General features: G+C 73.9%; 16 protein-coding genes. 11 read left to right on the forward strand and 5 right to left on the reverse strand.

Annotated features, from left to right (window positions below):
- Window positions 1-67: 67 nt before the first annotated feature.
- Window positions 68-1,408: an MFS transporter gene (locus ACFFHC_RS00215; protein ID WP_141494379.1), complete on the reverse strand. Its 1,341-nt coding sequence runs from the start codon at window positions 1,406-1,408 to the stop codon at window positions 68-70.
- Between the two features lie 195 nt (window positions 1,409-1,603).
- Here ACFFHC_RS00215 and ACFFHC_RS00220 point away from each other — a divergent pair, with 195 nt between their 5' ends.
- Window positions 1,604-2,314, forward strand: a complete 711-nt coding sequence (locus ACFFHC_RS00220) for a C39 family peptidase (RefSeq protein ID WP_070705743.1) — start codon at window positions 1,604-1,606, stop codon at window positions 2,312-2,314.
- A 110-nt stretch (window positions 2,315-2,424) separates the two neighbouring features.
- Window positions 2,425-3,393, forward strand: a complete 969-nt coding sequence (locus tag ACFFHC_RS00225) for a LuxR C-terminal-related transcriptional regulator (protein ID WP_202816741.1) — start codon at window positions 2,425-2,427, stop codon at window positions 3,391-3,393.
- Window positions 3,394-3,406: 13 nt separating this feature from the next.
- Here ACFFHC_RS00225 and ACFFHC_RS00230 read toward each other — a convergent pair whose 3' ends face one another.
- Window positions 3,407-4,321, reverse strand: a complete 915-nt coding sequence (locus tag ACFFHC_RS00230) for a cation diffusion facilitator family transporter (RefSeq protein ID WP_070705741.1) — start codon at window positions 4,319-4,321, stop codon at window positions 3,407-3,409.
- Between the two features lie 145 nt (window positions 4,322-4,466).
- Between ACFFHC_RS00230 and ACFFHC_RS00235 the strand changes: the two genes are divergently transcribed.
- The 5 genes from ACFFHC_RS00235 (at window position 4,467) to ACFFHC_RS00255 (ending at window position 8,833) form a co-directional block, all read left to right on the forward strand.
- Complete coding sequence (locus ACFFHC_RS00235) at window positions 4,467-5,354, forward strand: dienelactone hydrolase family protein (RefSeq protein WP_070705740.1); 888 nt, start codon at window positions 4,467-4,469, stop codon at window positions 5,352-5,354.
- 239 nt (window positions 5,355-5,593) lie between these two features.
- Window positions 5,594-6,400, forward strand: coding sequence for a molybdate ABC transporter substrate-binding protein (modA, locus tag ACFFHC_RS00240; RefSeq protein ID WP_379802499.1), 807 nt, complete (start codon window positions 5,594-5,596; stop codon window positions 6,398-6,400).
- On the forward strand, window positions 6,397-7,224 hold the full coding sequence (locus ACFFHC_RS00245; protein ID WP_379802500.1) for an ABC transporter permease: 828 nt from the start codon (window positions 6,397-6,399) through the stop codon (window positions 7,222-7,224). Before modA ends, ACFFHC_RS00245 begins: the two co-directional genes overlap by 4 nt.
- Entirely contained in the window at window positions 7,221-7,886 is a 666-nt protein-coding gene (locus ACFFHC_RS00250; protein WP_379802501.1) for an ATP-binding cassette domain-containing protein, read from the forward strand. Before ACFFHC_RS00245 ends, ACFFHC_RS00250 begins: the two co-directional genes overlap by 4 nt.
- An 80-nt stretch (window positions 7,887-7,966) precedes the next feature.
- Window positions 7,967-8,833 (forward strand): dienelactone hydrolase family protein, encoded by an 867-nt coding sequence (locus ACFFHC_RS00255; RefSeq protein ID WP_379802502.1) that lies wholly within the window; start codon window positions 7,967-7,969, stop codon window positions 8,831-8,833.
- 150 nt (window positions 8,834-8,983) lie between these two features.
- On the opposite strand, the gene ACFFHC_RS00260 is transcribed toward ACFFHC_RS00255, so the two are convergent.
- Complete coding sequence (locus tag ACFFHC_RS00260; RefSeq protein ID WP_141494381.1) at window positions 8,984-10,531, reverse strand: S8 family serine peptidase; 1,548 nt, start codon at window positions 10,529-10,531, stop codon at window positions 8,984-8,986.
- A 153-nt stretch (window positions 10,532-10,684) separates the two neighbouring features.
- Here ACFFHC_RS00260 and ACFFHC_RS00265 point away from each other — a divergent pair, with 153 nt between their 5' ends.
- Entirely contained in the window at window positions 10,685-11,176 is a 492-nt protein-coding gene (locus ACFFHC_RS00265; protein ID WP_168168488.1) for a lamin tail domain-containing protein, read from the forward strand.
- A gap of 101 nt (window positions 11,177-11,277) precedes the next feature.
- Complete coding sequence (locus tag ACFFHC_RS00270; protein ID WP_379802503.1) at window positions 11,278-13,026, forward strand: pyruvate dehydrogenase; 1,749 nt, start codon at window positions 11,278-11,280, stop codon at window positions 13,024-13,026.
- A 42-nt stretch (window positions 13,027-13,068) separates the two neighbouring features.
- Here ACFFHC_RS00270 and ACFFHC_RS00275 read toward each other — a convergent pair whose 3' ends face one another.
- Window positions 13,069-13,752 carry an HNH endonuclease family protein gene (locus ACFFHC_RS00275; RefSeq protein WP_379802504.1) on the reverse strand — a complete coding sequence of 228 codons (684 nt, stop codon included), beginning with the start codon at window positions 13,750-13,752 and terminating at the stop codon, window positions 13,069-13,071.
- Window positions 13,753-13,907: 155 nt separating this feature from the next.
- On the opposite strand from ACFFHC_RS00275, the gene ACFFHC_RS00280 reads away from it, so the two are divergent.
- Together ACFFHC_RS00280 and ACFFHC_RS00285 are read left to right on the forward strand one after the other, a co-directional pair.
- Window positions 13,908-14,378, forward strand: a complete 471-nt coding sequence (locus tag ACFFHC_RS00280) for a cytidine deaminase family protein (protein WP_070705532.1) — start codon at window positions 13,908-13,910, stop codon at window positions 14,376-14,378.
- The gene (locus ACFFHC_RS00285; RefSeq protein ID WP_379802505.1) at window positions 14,378-15,052 is read left to right on the forward strand and encodes an FMN-binding negative transcriptional regulator; all 675 of its coding nucleotides are present in this window, start codon (window positions 14,378-14,380) and stop codon (window positions 15,050-15,052) included. The genes ACFFHC_RS00280 and ACFFHC_RS00285 overlap by 1 nt, the downstream gene beginning before the upstream one ends.
- Before the next feature lie 64 nt (window positions 15,053-15,116).
- On the opposite strand, the gene ACFFHC_RS00290 is transcribed toward ACFFHC_RS00285, so the two are convergent.
- A partial coding sequence (locus ACFFHC_RS00290) for a S8 family serine peptidase (protein WP_379802506.1) occupies window positions 15,117-15,996 on the reverse strand: 880 nt, incomplete at its 5' end.

The raw sequence follows: 15,996 nt of genomic DNA on the forward strand, positions 1-15,996 counted from the left end.
AGCCTGCCACCCCTGCCGGTGGTCCCCAGGGCACACCGCCTCGATGCAGGGGCCCCGACCCCGTGCCTCAGGCCGCCGGGCGGTCCCGCGCGCTGCGCGCCACCAGCACCGCGAGCACGCCGATGCCGGCCAGCCCCGCGTAGGTCCACGCGAGACCGTCGCCGAGGTGCACCTGGGCGGCGCCGCCGAGCGCGAGGGTGGCCGCGACCGCGCAGGCCTCACCCAGCTGGAGGCTCGACCCGACCCGGCCGTGCTCGCGGCGGGGGCTCAGGGCCAGGGCCTGCGAGGAGATCTGTGGGTAGGCCACGCCCATGCCCACCCCGGCCAGCGCCACGCCCACAGAGACCGGCCACCACGCCCAGCCGGTCGCGACCACCAGGCCGGTGGACACCGGGCCGCAGAGCACCAGCAGCGCAGCCGGCAGCAGCGACGGCGGGCCGGGCCTCCTCGGGCGCGCCTGCCACCAGGCCCCCACGGCCCAGCCGACCGCCGAGCCGGCCAGCGCCAGGCCGGAGAGCACGATGGGCACGCCCCGGTCCCGCTGGAGGAAGAGCGGGACGTAGGTCTCCGTGGTGTAGGCGCAGGCGGCCAGCAGGCTCCGCATCGCGACCAGCCGCGGAACCCCCTGCTGGGCCCGCAGTGTCCCGGGCGGGAGCAGCCGCGTCAGGACGGCGACGACCGCGGTGGTGGAGAGCGCCAGCGCCAGCAGGCTCCACGCACTCCGGGTGCCGCCCGAGAGGCTCATGGCGAGCACCGCGGCCGATGCGGCGACGGCCCAGCCCCACGGGATGCGCACGTCCCCGTCCCCGGCGGGCCGTGTGTCCCGACCGCGCAGACCGACCAGCAGGCCGGCCGCCGAGAGCACGGCGACCACCGCCACGCTGCCGTAGACCCAGCGCCACCCGAGGTGCTCGGTGAGCAGCCCGGACACCACCGGACCCGCCAGCGAGGGGACCACCCAGGCCGCGTTGACCACCCCGAACAGCGCCGGGTGGTGCTCCTGCGGGACGGTGGCCGAGGCGATGGCGTAGACCGTCACCGCGGCCATGCCCACGCCCACGCCCTGCACGAGTCGCCCCAGCACGAAGACGCCGATGTGGCCGGCGAGCGCGCACATCAGCACCCCGGTGACGAACAGGGCGATCGCCGTGAGCAGGGGTGGCCGGGCGCCGACGCGGTCGCACCAGGGGCCCGCCAGCACCATGCCGGTCACGGAGGTGATGAGCGTGGCCGCGAAGGCGGCTGAGTACCACGCCGGGGCGGCCAGCGCGTCGACCACCGAGGGCAGGGAGGTGGTGACCGCGTAGGTCTCGAAGGCGATGGTCGCCTCGAGGCCGGCCAGGCCCGCCACCAGCAGGATCCCGACGGTCGCGATCAGCCCGGGGTGTCGTGCGTCCGTGGTGGGCATGGGGACCTCCCTCCAGGTGGCTCGGCGGCGGCGGTTCGGCCGCCGACGGTAGCGGTCCACCGGCAGGGTCCTAAGACCCTGCCGTCCAGATCTCGGTCCGCGACCGATGGTGCGCCCGCGCCGGGTGCGGCACCGTCGAGGCCGTGGCAGGCAACCGCCCGCCGATCCGCACCCCGCGATCGAGAGGACAGGACCATGAACACCCACACCCGCTTCACCACCTCGCTGGCCGGGCTGGCCGCCTGCAGCGCCCTCGTGCTGGGCGCCGGCGCCCCCACCCAGGCCGCCCCGGCACAGGCCCCCGCCGAGCAGGTCGCAGCCGCGGCCCCGAGCCAGCCGGCCGCCACCGCCTCGCCCTTCTCCGTCGACGCCGCTGCCGGCAAGCTGGTGCCCATCCGCCAGGCCAACAGCCAGGTGAGCACCTGGTACGACTGCGGTCCGGTGTCGCTGCTCATGTCGCTGTTCGACCGGGGCGTCACCCCGGAGAAGTGGAGCGGCGACCCGGCCGACCCCACCGAGGCCGTGCGCGACATGCGCGCCACGATGGGGGCCGCACCCACGGGCAACACCAACGTCGAGCAGGTGCGCAACGGCTTCGCCGCCTACGGCTTCGACACCCACTGGGTGGCCACCGCCGACGAGGCCGAGGCCGCGGCCCGCGAGGGCAAGACGGTGATGGTGCTCGGTGACGCCCAGGTGGCCGGCAAGTACTGGCAGGAGGACCTGGCCACCTCCGAGTCGGTCTCGCACTGGGTGGTGCTGGCCGGGTACGACAAGGACTCCGGCAAGTACACCGTGCTCGACCCGCTGTCCGGGCCCGACGCCAACGAGCCGCACTCGGTGGGTGCCGACTGGACCAACCAGTTCCACGACGTGTACGGCTACGGCGCCGTGGTGGTTGACTGACCCCTCACCCCGCCGCGCCGGTTGATCGCGCGTCCCTCCCCGCCGGGCCGCTCCCCTCCACGGACGAGGGGGCGGCCCGGCGCGTGGTCGAGGCTCAGTACGGTGCCCCCGTGGACGGCGAGACGCGCAGCGAGCACGGCACCCAGGCCCTGGACGAGACGACGAGCCGTGCTCTGCGTCGCACTGCCCGGCGGCTCGCCGTGCTCGGACCCGACCGGGCGCGGGACCGGTACCGGTGCGTGCACCACGCCGTGCGCACCCTCACCCCCACGGACGCCCTCGTCATCGCCTTCTTCCACGAGGACCACGTGGTGGTGCCCTTCGTCATCGAGGGCGACCGCCTGGAGGGGCCGGACGTGATGGACTCCCCGCCCGGGTCGGTCACCGAGTGGGTGCGTGACCACCAGCGCTCGTACGTGTTCGGCCAGGACGCGGGGGCCCTGCTGGGGGAGGCCCTCCCGTTCGGCGATGCCGGGGAGCCCACCCGTGACGCCGTGTGCGCCCCCATCCTCTCCCCGGCGCGCGAGGTCCGTGGCGTGCTGGCCGCCCACGCCCTGCGGCCGCGCGTGTTCACCGACCAGCACGTGCGCGTGGTGGAGGCGCTGGCGGTGATGCTGGGCCGCGAGGGCCACGACCTGACCGACCCCCGGGACACCGAGTTGCACCGTGCCTTCCCCGAGCTGGCGCCCGACCCGGGCGACCTCGTGGACCAGCTGCACGACCTCACCGCCCTCGTGGGGCGGATGCGCACCGGGCTGGAGGGGCTCGACGACCTCGGCGGTGCCGGGGTGGCCGAGCGGGTGCGGGAGGTGGTGGGCCTCTGCGAGCTCCTGGAGGCCCGCATGGCCACACTGGCCACCGAGACGCCGCCGGCCCCGCCCGGCCCGCTGTCGCCCCTGACCCCACGCGAGGCCGAGGTGGCCGAGCTGATCGTCTCCGAGCAGCTCACGAACGCGCAGATCGCCGAGCGCCTCGTCATCAGCGAGAAGACGGTGAAGACGCACGTGGGGTCGGTGCTGCGCAAGTGCGGGCAGAGCCAGCGCTCGGGCATCGCGCTGGTGCTGGGCGCGCCCTCCTGACGCGCGCCCCCCGTCAGGCGTGCACGTCGACCTCGTGCCCGGCGTGCGCCGGGGGTTCGAACTGCACGGTGGAGTGCGTGATGCCGAAGTCCTCCCGGAGGCACTCCTGCACCCGGTCGAGCAGGCCGGTCATGTGGCCGTCGTGGAAGCAGGACTCGTCGGCCACCACGTGCGCGGTGAGCACCGGGACGCCCGTGGCCACCTGGCTGGCGTGCAGGTCGTGCACCTCGCGGACGTGCGGCAGGTCCTCGATGTGGGCGCGCACCTCGTCCAGGTCCAGGCCGCCGGGCGTGGCCTCCAGGAGCACGCGCAGCACCTGCCGCAGCAGCACCAGCGTGCGCGGCACGATGAGGGCCACGATCACCAGCGAGGCCACGGCGTCGGCGCGCTCCCAACCGGTCCACCGCACCGCGAGGGCCGCGGCGAGCACGGCCACCGACCCGAGTGCGTCGTTGAACACCTCCAGGAAGGCGGCCCGGAGATTCAGGTTGGCCTCCCGGGCCCCGGCGAGCACGAGCAGGCCGATGACGTTGCCCACCAGGCCGACGGCGCCGAACACGAGCATCGCCCCGGGGGCCACGGGCTCGGGCGAGACGAGGTGCTGCACGGCCTCGACCAGCACCACCACGCCCACCACGAGCAGCAGCAGGGCCTGCGCGCCGGCGCCGAGCACCTCCGCGCGCAGCCAGCCCCAGGTGCGCTCCGGGGTGGCGGGGCGGCGGGCCAGCTGGGCGGCCACCAAGGCCATGACCAGGCCGGCGAGGTCGGTGAGCATGTGCCCGGCATCGGCCAGCAGGGCCACCGACCCCGAGACCCAGGCGCCCACCAGCTCGGTCACGAGGACCGTGGCGGTGATGCCCAGGACCACGGCGAGCCGCCCACGGTGGGTACCAGCGCCGTGGGGCAGGTGGTCGTGGTGGTGGCTCATTGCCGGCGATCATAGGGGACCGCGGCGACGCGCCGTCTTCATGCCAAGTCCTGACCGTTCCTTGACCTGATGGGGGTACTCGGCACGCGTGTTGCGCCTACTGTGGCGGCACCCCTCCTCCCCCCTCACGCACAAGGAGCACATGATGCGCGCACGCACCCGCCTCACCGCCCTGGCTGCCGGACTCACCCTGGCCCTGGGCGCCCCGGCCGCCACCGCCGCCACCGCCGACCAGGCCCAGACCGCCACCACCGCCGACCAGGCCCAGCCCGCCGCCAGCGCCTCCGTCGAGCACGGCCCGGCCCCCACCAAGGAGTCCATCGGCGTGGACGGTCCGTACAAGGTGGCCAGCAAGAAGGCCCCGATCGACCTGAAGCGGTCCTTCTACGGCGGCACGATCTACTACCCGGCCGACGCCGGCAAGGGCGAGACCTACGGCACCGTCGTGACCATGCCCGGCTTCCTCGAGCCCGGTGCCGTGATGGACCTGGTGGCCAAGCGTCTGGCCTCCCACGGCTTCGTGGTGATGCGGGCCGAGGCCCTCACGCCGTTCAGCATCCCACTGGTCCGCGCCCAGGCGGTCCTCTCGGCCCAGAAGGTGCTGCACGCCGACGCGGACCTGGCCCCGATCATGGACACCGAGCGCACCGCCCTGGTGGGCCACTCGATGGGTGGTGGCGGGGTCCTGCACGCCGCGGCCATGTCCGAGCAGGACGCTGTCATCCCGATCCACCCCTGGGCCCAGACCATCTTCCCGCTGGTCAAGGAGCCCACCCTGACGATCGGCGGCCTGCTCGACAACGTGGCCCCGATGGTGGAGTACACGCTGCCCATTTACGCCTCGATCGGCTCGGAGACCAAGGGCCTGTTCACCGACCTGGCGGGCACCCACTGGGCCGGGCTCGTGGACAACAAGGTCATCCAGGGCCGCATCCTCAGCTTCGTCAAGCTGCACGTGGACGGTGACACGCGCTACGAGCAGTTCGTGTGCGCCCCGGCCGAGAAGGGCTTCACCTACAAGTCCCCCTGCTGAGCCGCCGGCAACCCCGTCGCGAGGGGCCACCGTCACCCGACGGTGGCCCCTCGCCGTGTGCGCACCCGGGGGTGACGCCGCCTGTCCGGGGGTGACGCCGCCCACGACGTGACCTCACCCCGGCGAACCGGAGTCACCCCCGGGTCTGGCGACTCGGGGCGCCTCAACCCGGGGCACCGGTCGCGACAGGACACCCCTGCGCCGAGTGGACCCGGAACGCCCGCCCGTACAGTCGGGCCATGCGTACCCGACCCCGCCCCCTCCTGCGCCGTGCGGGAGCCCCGACCGGCGCGCTCGCGGTGGTGGCTGCCCTGACCCTCGGCGCCTGTGGCGCACCGGGCCCCGGGACCGAGGAGGGCGCGCCGGCCGAGGGGGAGCCGACCGGTCAGGTGACCGTGCTGGCCGCCGCGTCGCTCACCGAGGCGTTCGAGCAGATCGCCGCCGACGTGGAGCGCGACCACCCCGGCACCGACGTGCGCCTGAGCTTCGGTGGTTCCTCGGCGCTGGTCACGCAGGTCACCCAGGGTGCCCCGGCCGACGTGCTCGCCACCGCCTCGGCCACCACCATGGACACCGGGGTGCAGGCCGGCGCGGTGGAGGAACCCGCCGTGGTGGCGCGCAACCGCCTCACCATCGCCGTGCCGCGGGGCAACCCCGCCGGCATCGACGGCGTGGAGGACCTGGCCCGCGAGGACGTGCGCCTGGCGACCTGCCTGCCCGAGGTGCCCTGCGGTGCGGCAGCCCAGCAGCTTGCCGACGCCACCGGCACCACGCTCCACCCGGTCACCCAGGAGCGCGACGTCAAGGCCACCCTGGCCAAGGTGCGCCTCGGCGAGGTGGATGCGGGGCTCGTCTACGTGACGGACGTGCGCGCCGCGGGGTCCGCCGTGGACGAGGTGCCGCTGCCCGAGGCGCCCACCACCGACTACCCCTTGGCGGTGGTGTCCGACGCCGCCAACCCCGCCCTGGCGCGGGCCTTCGTCGACGCCGTGCGGTCCGACCGCGGCCGGGCCGTGCTGCGCGAGGCCGGGTTCACCACCCCGTGACCCCCGACCGTGCCCGCCGTCGGCCCCCCGTGGCGCTCGCGCTGCCCGCGGCGGTGGGTGCACTGCTGCTGCTCACCCCCCTCGTGGCGATGGTGGTGCTCGCCCCGTGGCACGACCTGCCCGCGCTGCTGGCCCGCCCCGCCGTGATCGACGCACTGCGCCTCTCGCTGGTGACGGCCAGCCTGTCCACCCTGCTCTGCCTCGCGATGGGGGTGCCGTTGGCGTGGGTGCTGGCCCGCGCCGGAACCCACCCCGGCCGCCCAGTGCGCGCGGCCGCCCTCCGGGTGCTGCGTGCCGTGGTGACGCTGCCGATGGTGCTGCCCCCGGTGGTGGGCGGTGTGGCGCTCCTCCTGGCCTACGGCCGCACCGGTCTGGTGGGCCGCTGGCTGTACGAGGCCACGGGCTGGCAGGTCCCCTTCACCGCCGCGGCGGTGGTGCTGGCGCAGACCTTCGTGGCCCTGCCCTTCCTAGTGGTCACCGTGGAGGGCGCGCTGCGCTCCACCGGCACGGCCCTGGAGGAGGCCGCCGCCACGCTGGGGGCCGGGCCGCTCACCACCTTCCGCCGCATCACCCTGCCGGCGCTGGGGCCCGGCATCGCGGCCGGGGCGGTGCTGGGGTGGGCCCGGGCGCTGGGGGAGTTCGGCGCCACGGTGACCTTCGCCGGCAACCTGCCCGGCGTCACCCAGACCATGCCGAGCGCCGTGTACCGGGCGTTCGAGACCGACCCGCCGGCCGCCGTGGCCCTGAGCCTGGTGCTGCTGGCCGTCTGCGTGACCGTGCTGGTGCTCCTGCGCGACCGCTGGACCCCGGGGCTGCCCCGATGACGGACGCCACGCCCGCGCTCGAGGTGGACGCCCGCCTCCGCCGCGGCGCGCTGGACCTGCGCGTGACCTGCGCCGTGGAGCCCGGGCGCCCCCTGGCCGTGCTGGGCCCCAACGGGGTGGGCAAGACCTCCCTGCTGCGGGCCGTCGCCGGTCTCGATGCCGTGGCGTCCGGCCGCGTGCGCTGCGCCGGCCGGGTGTGGGACGACGCCGCCACCGGCACCTTCGTGCCGCCGGAGCGCCGCCGGGTGGGGGTGGTCTTCCAGGACCACCGGCTGTTCGGGCACCTCTCCGTGCGGCAGAACGTCGCCTTCGGGCCGAGCGTCCGCGGGGCCGGGCGCCGCGCCGCCGAGGCCCGGGCCGATGCGGTGCTGGCGGAGCTCGGCATCGAGCACCTGGCCGCCCGACGCCCGGCCGAGCTCTCCGGGGGGCAGTCCCAGCGGGTGGCCGTAGCCCGGGCCCTGGCCACGGACCCCGTCGCCCTCCTGCTCGACGAGCCCCTCTCGGCCCTGGACACCACCGCCCGCGGCGAGGTGCGCACCTGGCTGCGTGCCACCCTCGAGCGCCTGGCCTGCCCGGTGCTCCTGGTGACCCACGACCCGGCCGACGTGGACGCCTTGGCCGACGACGAGCTGCGCCTGCCGGCAACCCGTACGGACTCCTGACCGCTCCTTGACCCGCAGGAGGGGGTCGCGTCACCTGGGCTCCCTAGCGTGGGGGCTCCCCTCAACAACAGGAGCAGATGATGCGTTCTCTGACCCGCACCACCGTCCTCGCCGCCGGTCTGGCCCTCGGCCTGGCCGCCCCCGCGACCGCCGGCCCGGTCGCGCCGGCCGCGTTCTCGGCCCAGGAGGTGCAGCCCGCCGCCGAGCACGGCCCGGCCCCGACCAAGGACTCGGTCGGCGTGGACGGCCCCTACGAGGTGGCCAGCAAGAAGCTGGAGGCCGCCCCGGACGCGGACTTCTACGGCGGCACCGTGTTCCACCCCTCCAACGGCGCCGAGGGCGAGACCTTCGGTGGCGTGGTGACCATGCCCGGCTTCACCGAGCCCGGGTCGGCGATGGAGTTCGTGGCCAAGCGTTTGGCCTCCCACGGGTTCGTGGTGCTCATGGCCGAGGCCCCCACCGTCATGAGCCAGCCGCAGGCCCGCGGCAAGGCGGCGCTGGGCGCGCAGAAGGCGCTCGCCGCCGATGCCGACGTGGCCCCGCTGCTCGATGCCGAGCGCACCGCCCTGGTGGGCCACTCGATGGGTGGTGGCGGCGTGCTCTACGCCGCGCAGGAGTCCGAGCAGGACGCGGTCATCCCGATCCACCCGTGGGCCCAGGAGGGCTTCAAGGGCGTCACCGAGCCGTCGCTCACCATCGCCGGGGGGATCGACAACGTGGCCCCGGCCGGCCAGTACGCGGTGCCGATCCACGAGTCCATCGGCTCGGAGACCAAGGGCCTGTTCACCGACCTGGCGGGCACGCACTGGGCCGGGCTGGTGGACAACAAGGTCATCCAGGGCCGCATCCTCAGCTTCCTCAAGGTGCACGTGGACGGTGACAAGCGCTACGAGCAGTTCGTGTGCGCCCCGGCCGAGCAGGGCTTCGTGTACCGCAGCCCCTGCTGAGCCGCGCGGACGCTCGCGTCACCCCGGCCGGCACGGGAAAGGCGTCGGGCACACCGGAAGTTTCCGGTGTGCCCGACGCCTTTCCCGTGCGGGGAGATCCCCGAGGTGCGAAGGGGCCGCTCCACCGGGAGCGGCCCCTTCACCATCGGGTCACTCGGCGGAGCCGGAACCCAGTCCCTCGACGGCCTTGACCACGTTGGGCAGCGGCCCGATGTGCGCGCTGTCGTTCCCGGCCTGCGGGGTGCCGGTCTCCATGAGCAGTGTGCGCATGGCGGCCGGGTCGAGCTCCACGCCCTTCTCCTGCGCGATGGAGGAGACCAGGGCCACGGCACCGGTCACGATGGGGGAGGCCGAGGAGGTGCCGGAGAACTGGTCGGTGTACTGCACGGTCTCGTCGCCACCCTGCAGGTCGCCGTACCCGGCGCTGGCCACCATCTCGCCCCAGCCCTGCACGTTCACACGCGAGCCGTAGGTGGAGTAGCTCAGGACCTCGCCGGGCGTCCGGCCGCTGCGGGAGCTGGCGCCCGCGCCGACGATGATGGCGCCGGAGTCGCCCTTGCCGTCGGGGAAGCCCTCGCCGCCGTAGCAGGGGTCGTCGAGGTCCTGGGCGCCGTTGCCGGCGGCCTCCACCACGTGGATGCCCTTGGCGACGGCGGTCTTGATGGCGTCGTAGGCGGCGGGGTCGATCTCCACGGGGGCGAAGCCGCCGCCGCAGCCGGTGAGCTGCTGCTCGAGGAGGATCACGTCGCCGGGCTCGAGCACCTCGGCGGCCCCGGCGATGGCGGCGCCCGGGGTGAAGCCGGCCTCGGCGCTCACCGCGTTGGCCACGTACCCGGTGGCCTCCGGGGCGATGCCGGTGACGCCGAACTCGTTGGCGTCGCCGATGATCTCGCCCATCACGGAGGTGCCGTGCTCAGGGTAGCTGTACGAGGGGGTGCCGTTGGCGATGAGGGCGTCCTCCCGGGCCAACTGGGTGAGGTCCTCGTGGTCCATGGTCCAGCCGAACTCCACGTCGGCCACGGCCACGTTCTTGCCCTTGCCGCCGGGCATCTCGTGCGCGGCGAGGGCCTCGATGCCCTGCTCGTCCGCCGGGCCACGGTAGGTCTGGCGGTCGGTGAAGTCCGGGGTGGCCAGCGGGTTCACCGGGTCGGTGGCGTCGGTGCGCAGGGCGGCCAGCGGGGTGGCCGGCGACGTACCGGCGCGCGGCGGCTGCACCGGCAGTGGGGCGGCCATGGCCACCTCCACGGCCGGGTCGGCGTTCAGCTGGGCCAGGGTGTCGGCCATCTCACCGGGGGCCACCTCGGCCACCAGCCACAGCGACATGTCGGCCTGCTCGTCGCCGGAGCGCTGCTCCGCGGTGGCCTTGAGGGCCCTCAGCGAGGAGGCGGGGGCGTCCACCATCGGACGCACGTCACGCAGGGTGCCGGAGCGGTTCAGGGCGGCCACGCGGGAGTCGCCCTCGCCGGAGAGCGCGGCGGTGCGCAGCGCGGAGGACGAGCCCTCGGCGAGCTTCACCTGGATGCGGGTGGCCGAGCGGCCCTCCGTCGGGTGCAGGGCGGAGGGGGCCGAGTCGGCCGATGCGGCGAGGCGCGGTGTGAGCTCGGCCTCGGAACGGTGCTGGGTGGCGCCGGCGGCGACGGGCACGCTCAGCGCACCGGCCATGGCGGCCGCGACGGCGGTGGTCAGGAAGCGGGACATGGGCTCTCCTCGGGCCAGTGTGCGATCTGAAAGGGGGCCCTCATCGTGTCTGCCGGGCAGTCAGGCCCGGACCAAGGAAGCCTGAGGATTGCCCCAGTCCTGGTGAGGTGGTCCTGCGCTGAGAGCCGGACGCCGATGCGGCACACTGGGAGGGTGAACCGTCACGCACGTCTGGTGGGGGGCCTGCTCGCGGCCGCTCTCGCTGCCCCCACCGTGCTCACCTCCGCACCGGCCGCCGAGGCACTGCCTCCCGTCTCTATCTCGCAGATCGTGTACGACTCCTACGGGGCCAAGCGCGACGACTACTCCAACGCCAGCCTCAACGCCGAGTACGTGGTGCTGCGCAACAACACCAGCGTGCGGCGCACCATCACCGGTTACACGGTGCGCGACGCGATGGGCTTCACCTACAGGCTGCCCACCACCGTGGTGCCGGCAAAGGGGACGGTTCGCATCATGACCGGCCGGGGCACCAACACCGCGGGTGTGCGTTCCACCACGCTGCGCTACTGGGGCAAGACCTCCTACGTGTGGAACAACACCGGCGACACGATCACGCTCAAGAGCCCCAAGGGCGCGGTGCTCGACACCTGCACCTACAAGGACCGGAGCACCAAGGACGACATCAAGTCCGCCGCCTGCTGACCCGACGACCTCCTGGACCCCGGTGCCCCCTGGCGCCGGGGTCCAGTCGTCGGTGCGGCCGCTGGCTGGCCGCACGAGGGTTCTCGCAATACGGTGACCGCATGGCCAAGAACGTCGCGGAACAGCTCGTCCAGCAGCTCGTGGAAGCGGGCGTCAACAGGATCTACGGGGTGGTGGGCGACAGCCTCAACCCCATCGTCGATGCGGTGCGCCGCACCGGGGGTGCCGCCAAGGGCGGCATCGACTGGGTGCACGTGCGGCACGAGGAGGTGGGCGCCTTCGCGGCGGCCGCCGAGGCCCAGGTGACCGGGAGGCTCGCGGTGTGCGCCGGCTCCTGCGGCCCGGGCAACACCCACCTGGTGAACGGTCTCTACGACGCGCACCGCTCCGGGGCGCCCGTGCTGGCGCTGGCCAGCCACATCCCCAGCAGCCAGATCGGTCAGGGCTACTTCCAGGAGACCCACCCCGACCGCGTGTTCACCGACTGCTCGGACTACTGCGAGCTGGTCTCCACCGCCGAGCAGGCGCCGCGGGTGGTGCACGCCGCCATCCGCCACGCCGTGCAGAACCGGAGCGTCTCGGTGGTGAGCCTCCCCGGCGACATCGCCGACCTCGACGTGGCGGCCGAGGCACCCCGGTACGTGCCGGTGCGCCGGGGCGTCACGGTGCCCACCGTGGACGCCGTGCGGGAGCTGGCCGACGAGCTCAACCGCGCCGAGAAGGTGGCCCTGTTCTGCGGCGAGGGAGTGCGCGGCGCCCACGCCGAGGTGATGCAGCTGGCCGACACCCTGGCCGCCCCGGTGGGCCACTCGCTGCGCGGCAAGGACGCCATCCAGTTCGACAACCCCTTCGACGTGGGCATGACCGGCCTGCTCGGCTACGGCGCGGCCGCGGCCGGCATCGAGGACGCCGACCTGCTGGTCATGCTCGGTACGGACTTCCCCTACGACCAGTTCCTCCCCGGCACCCGCACCGTGCAGGTCGACACCGACGCCGCCGTCATCGGCCGCCGCACGGACGTGGACCTGCCCATCCAGGGTGACGTGCGCTCCGTCGTCGAGGCCGTGCTGCCGCTGCTGGAGCGCAAGACTGACCGCCGCTTCCTGGAGAAGATGCTCGAGAAGCACGAGCGGCTCATGACCAAGTCGGTGGGCGCCTACACCCACGACGTGCTCGACATGAAGCCCGTGCACCCGGAGTACGCCGCCGACCTGCTGGACCAGCTCATGGACGACGACGCCGTGGTCACCGCGGACACCGGCATGTGCAACGTGTGGAGCGCCCGCTACGTGCGTCCGCTGGGCACGCGGCGCCTCATCGGCTCGTTCCTGCACGGGTCCATGGCCAACGCGCTGCCCCACGCCATCGGCGCCCAGCTGGCCGACCGGGAGCGTCAGGTGGTGGCCATGTGCGGCGACGGCGGCCTCTCGATGCTGCTGGGCGACCTGCTCACCCCGGTGACCTACGACCTGCCGATGACGGCGGTGGTCTTCAACAACTCCACGCTGGGCATGGTGAAGCTCGAGATGCTCGTGGACGAGCTGCCCAGCTTCGGCACCGACGTGCCGGCCACGGACTACGCGGCCATCGCCGGCGCGATGGGGTGGCGCACCTGGCGCGTGGAGGACCCGCGCGACCTGGAGGCGGCCTACCGCGAGGCCCTGGCCCACCGTGGGCCGAGTCTGGTGGACGTGGTCACCGACCCGAACGCGCTCTCGCTGCCTCCCAAGATCACCAGTGACCAGGTGTTCGGCTTCGCCACCGCCATGAGCAAGATCGTGCTCAACGGCGGCGTAGGCGAGGCGGTGTCGATGGCCCGCTCCAACATGCGCAACATCCCGCGGCGGTGAGCCGTGCCCTGGCCCGCGTGGGCGGGCCCGGGCACGCGGCTGTCACACGACGGTGACGGTGATGGTGGTCTCCGGGCAGGAGGCCGCCATCTCGGCCATCTTCGCCTTCTCCGCCTCGTCCACCGTGAGGCCCCAGCGCACCTTCATGGCGGTCCAGTCGGCCACGTAGGTGCACTGGTCCTTCGGCGGCAGCCACTCCTCGGGACCCTTGGAGCCCTTCTCGGTGTTCAGCGCGCCGGTCTGCGCGGTGAGGAGGCGCTCGTCGCCGAGGTCGTTGGCGTAGGCCTTGCGGCGGGTGTCCTCCCACTCCTGTGCGCCGGAGCCCCACGCCTCGTGGAGCGGCACGGTGTGGTCGATCTGTGTCTCGGAGGCCTTGCGGTGCACCACGCCGTCCCAGGTGGTGGTCCACGTGCCGCCGTCCACCGTGCACTCCTTCTCGTTGGTGAAGGTGACCTCGGTGCTGCTCTCCTCGATGAGCACCTCGGCGCGGGCGTTCTGGCAGTCGCCGTCCTCGTCCTTCCAGGAGCCGAAGTGCTTCTTGCGGTCGTAGCCGGCGTTGTCCTCGGCGGCCACGGGCAGCTCCTCCACCGCCTGGGTCAGCGGGGCGCTGTACTCGGTGCTGCCGGCCGTGGCCGTCATCGGCGCCAGGGCGGTGAGCAACAGGGTGCCGGCGGTCACCGGTGCGAGGGCGAGCAGGCGGTGGGGACCGCGCGAGGTGGGGGTCACGAGAGTTCTCCGTTCGCTGGAAACTGATGGGGGAGCGCTGTTCTCACGCCCTGCGAAGGTAGCGCGGCCCGGGTCACGGAAAGCCCATGAAAGGGTGCGTTTTCCCTCTGGTCGCGCAGCCCGGTGGCACCGGGTGTGCGCCTACGCTGGGGTCCATGACCTTCCCCACCGCCCGGCCCCTGGACGCCTCCGAGCAGGAGCTGCTGGCCGTGGCCACGCGCACCATCGACGCCGCCACCGACCGCACCGACCCCGAGGCCGACGGCCTGCACACCGTGGGCGCCGCGGTGCTCGACGGTGGGGGCAGCGTGCACACGGGAGTGAACCTGTACCACTTCACCGGTGGCCCGTGCGCCGAGCTCGTGGCCCTGGGCGCGGCGCGGGCCAACGGGGCGCGGGAGGTGGCCGCCATCGTGGCCGTGGGCGACCTGGGGCGGGGCGTGCTCGCGCTGTGCGGGCGCGACCGGCAGGTGCTCGTGGACCACCACCCCGGATGCCGCGTGGTGGTCCCCGGGCCCGACGGGGGCCCGCCGGTCTCGGTGGAGGTCGGCGACCTGCTGCCGGGCGCCTACCGCAGCAGCACCGCCGTGGAGGCGTCCCCCACCGCCGACCCCGAGGAGGTCTGATGCTCGTCTTCCCGCAGGACGCCGCCCGCGACGAGGGCGAGTGGCGTGAGTGGCTGGACGGCCCCGAGCTGTTCGGCGTGCTCGCCGTGAACAACACCGACCCGGACGGCGCCCCGGTGGTGGTGCCCACGCACGCCACGCTGCTCACCGGCGCCGAGGGGGAGGGCGGCGGCGAGGGCACCGGCGACGAGCTCGTGCTGCACCTGGCCCGCGTCAACCCGGTGTTCGAGCACCTGGAGGAGCACGGCGAGGTGCGCTTCGTGGTGACCGGGGCCGTGGCCTACGTGCCCGGTCCGTGGCGGGCGGCGCCGGACGTTCCCTCCGAGCACGGCGTGCCCACCAGCTACTACGCCAGCGTGCAGTTCCGCTGCGGCGTGCAGGTGGTGGACGACCCGGCCGGGAAGGCCGAGGTGCTCACCCACCAGTTCGCCGACCTGCAGCCCGAGGGTGGCAGCGCCCCGGTGACCGCCGAGGGTGGCCCCTACGCCCGGATGCTGCCCGCCATCACCGCGCTGCGGCTGCCCGTGCGCGAGGTGGTGGCCAAGTTCAAGTACGACGACGAGAAGCCGGCCGAGCACCGCCAGCGGGTGTCGGCCCACCTCGAGGAGCGCGGCCGCCCCGGTGACCGGGCCAAGGCGCGCCAGCAGCGGCGCCGGCTCGAGGGCGAGGCGTAGGGCGAGGCGCGTGCCGGGGCCCGGGTCACGCGACCCGGGCCCCGGCATCGGCGGGAGGGGCTGTTCAGAGGCCGGTGGCCAGCAGGCTGTAGTTGCCGCTGCCGGCCCAGGAGTAGACCATCCAGCGGTAGTAGCCGGCGCCGGCGGAGTAGGTGATCTCCTCGGTGCCGGTGCGGCTGGTGGACTTGGCCACGTAGTCCCAGCTGGCGCCGTTCCACTTCTGCAGGTACAGGGCGAACTCGCCGTCGGCCTTCAGGCAGGCGTGCTGCGTGGAGGCCGACGTGGTCCGGAACCACGACCCGTTGGGCAGGATGTCGCGGTCTCCCTGGCCGGAGAGGGCGCCGGTGGTGGAGGCCAGGCCCGTGCAGCCGGTGGGCTCCGGGTCGGTGCCCGGGTCCGGGTCGGTCCCCTCGCCCAGGCTGTTGACCGCCGCGAGCACGTTGGGCAACGGGCCGATGTGGCCGCCGGAGCCCTTCTGCGGGGTGCCCGTCTTCACCAGGAGGGAGCGCATCTGCGCCGGGGTGAGCGAGACGCCCTTCTGCTGGGCCACGGAGGACACCAGGGCCACGGCGCCGGTCACGATGGGGGAGGCCGAGGAGGTGCCGGAGAACACGTCCGTGTACTGGGTGCTGGCGTACCCGCCCTGCAGGTCGCCGTAGCCGGCGGTGGTGACCATCTCGCCCCAGCCCTGCACGTTCACGCGCGAGCCGTAGGTGGAGTAGCTGAGGCGCGAGCCGGGGGTCCGGCCCGAGCGGGAACTGGCGCCGGCGCCCACGATGATGGCGCCGGAGTCGCCGCGGCCGCCGGGGAAGGCGGTGCCGCCGTAGCAGGACGAGTCCAGGTTCTGGGCGCCGTTGCCGGCGGGCTCCACCACGTGGATGCCCTTGGCCACGGCGGTCCGGATGGCGTCGTAGGCAGCCGGGTCGATCTCCACGGGGGCGAAG

Origin of the sequence: Kytococcus schroeteri, assembly GCF_042433515.1 — a bacterium.
GTDB classification, from domain to species: domain Bacteria; phylum Actinomycetota; class Actinomycetes; order Actinomycetales; family Dermatophilaceae; genus Kytococcus; species Kytococcus schroeteri.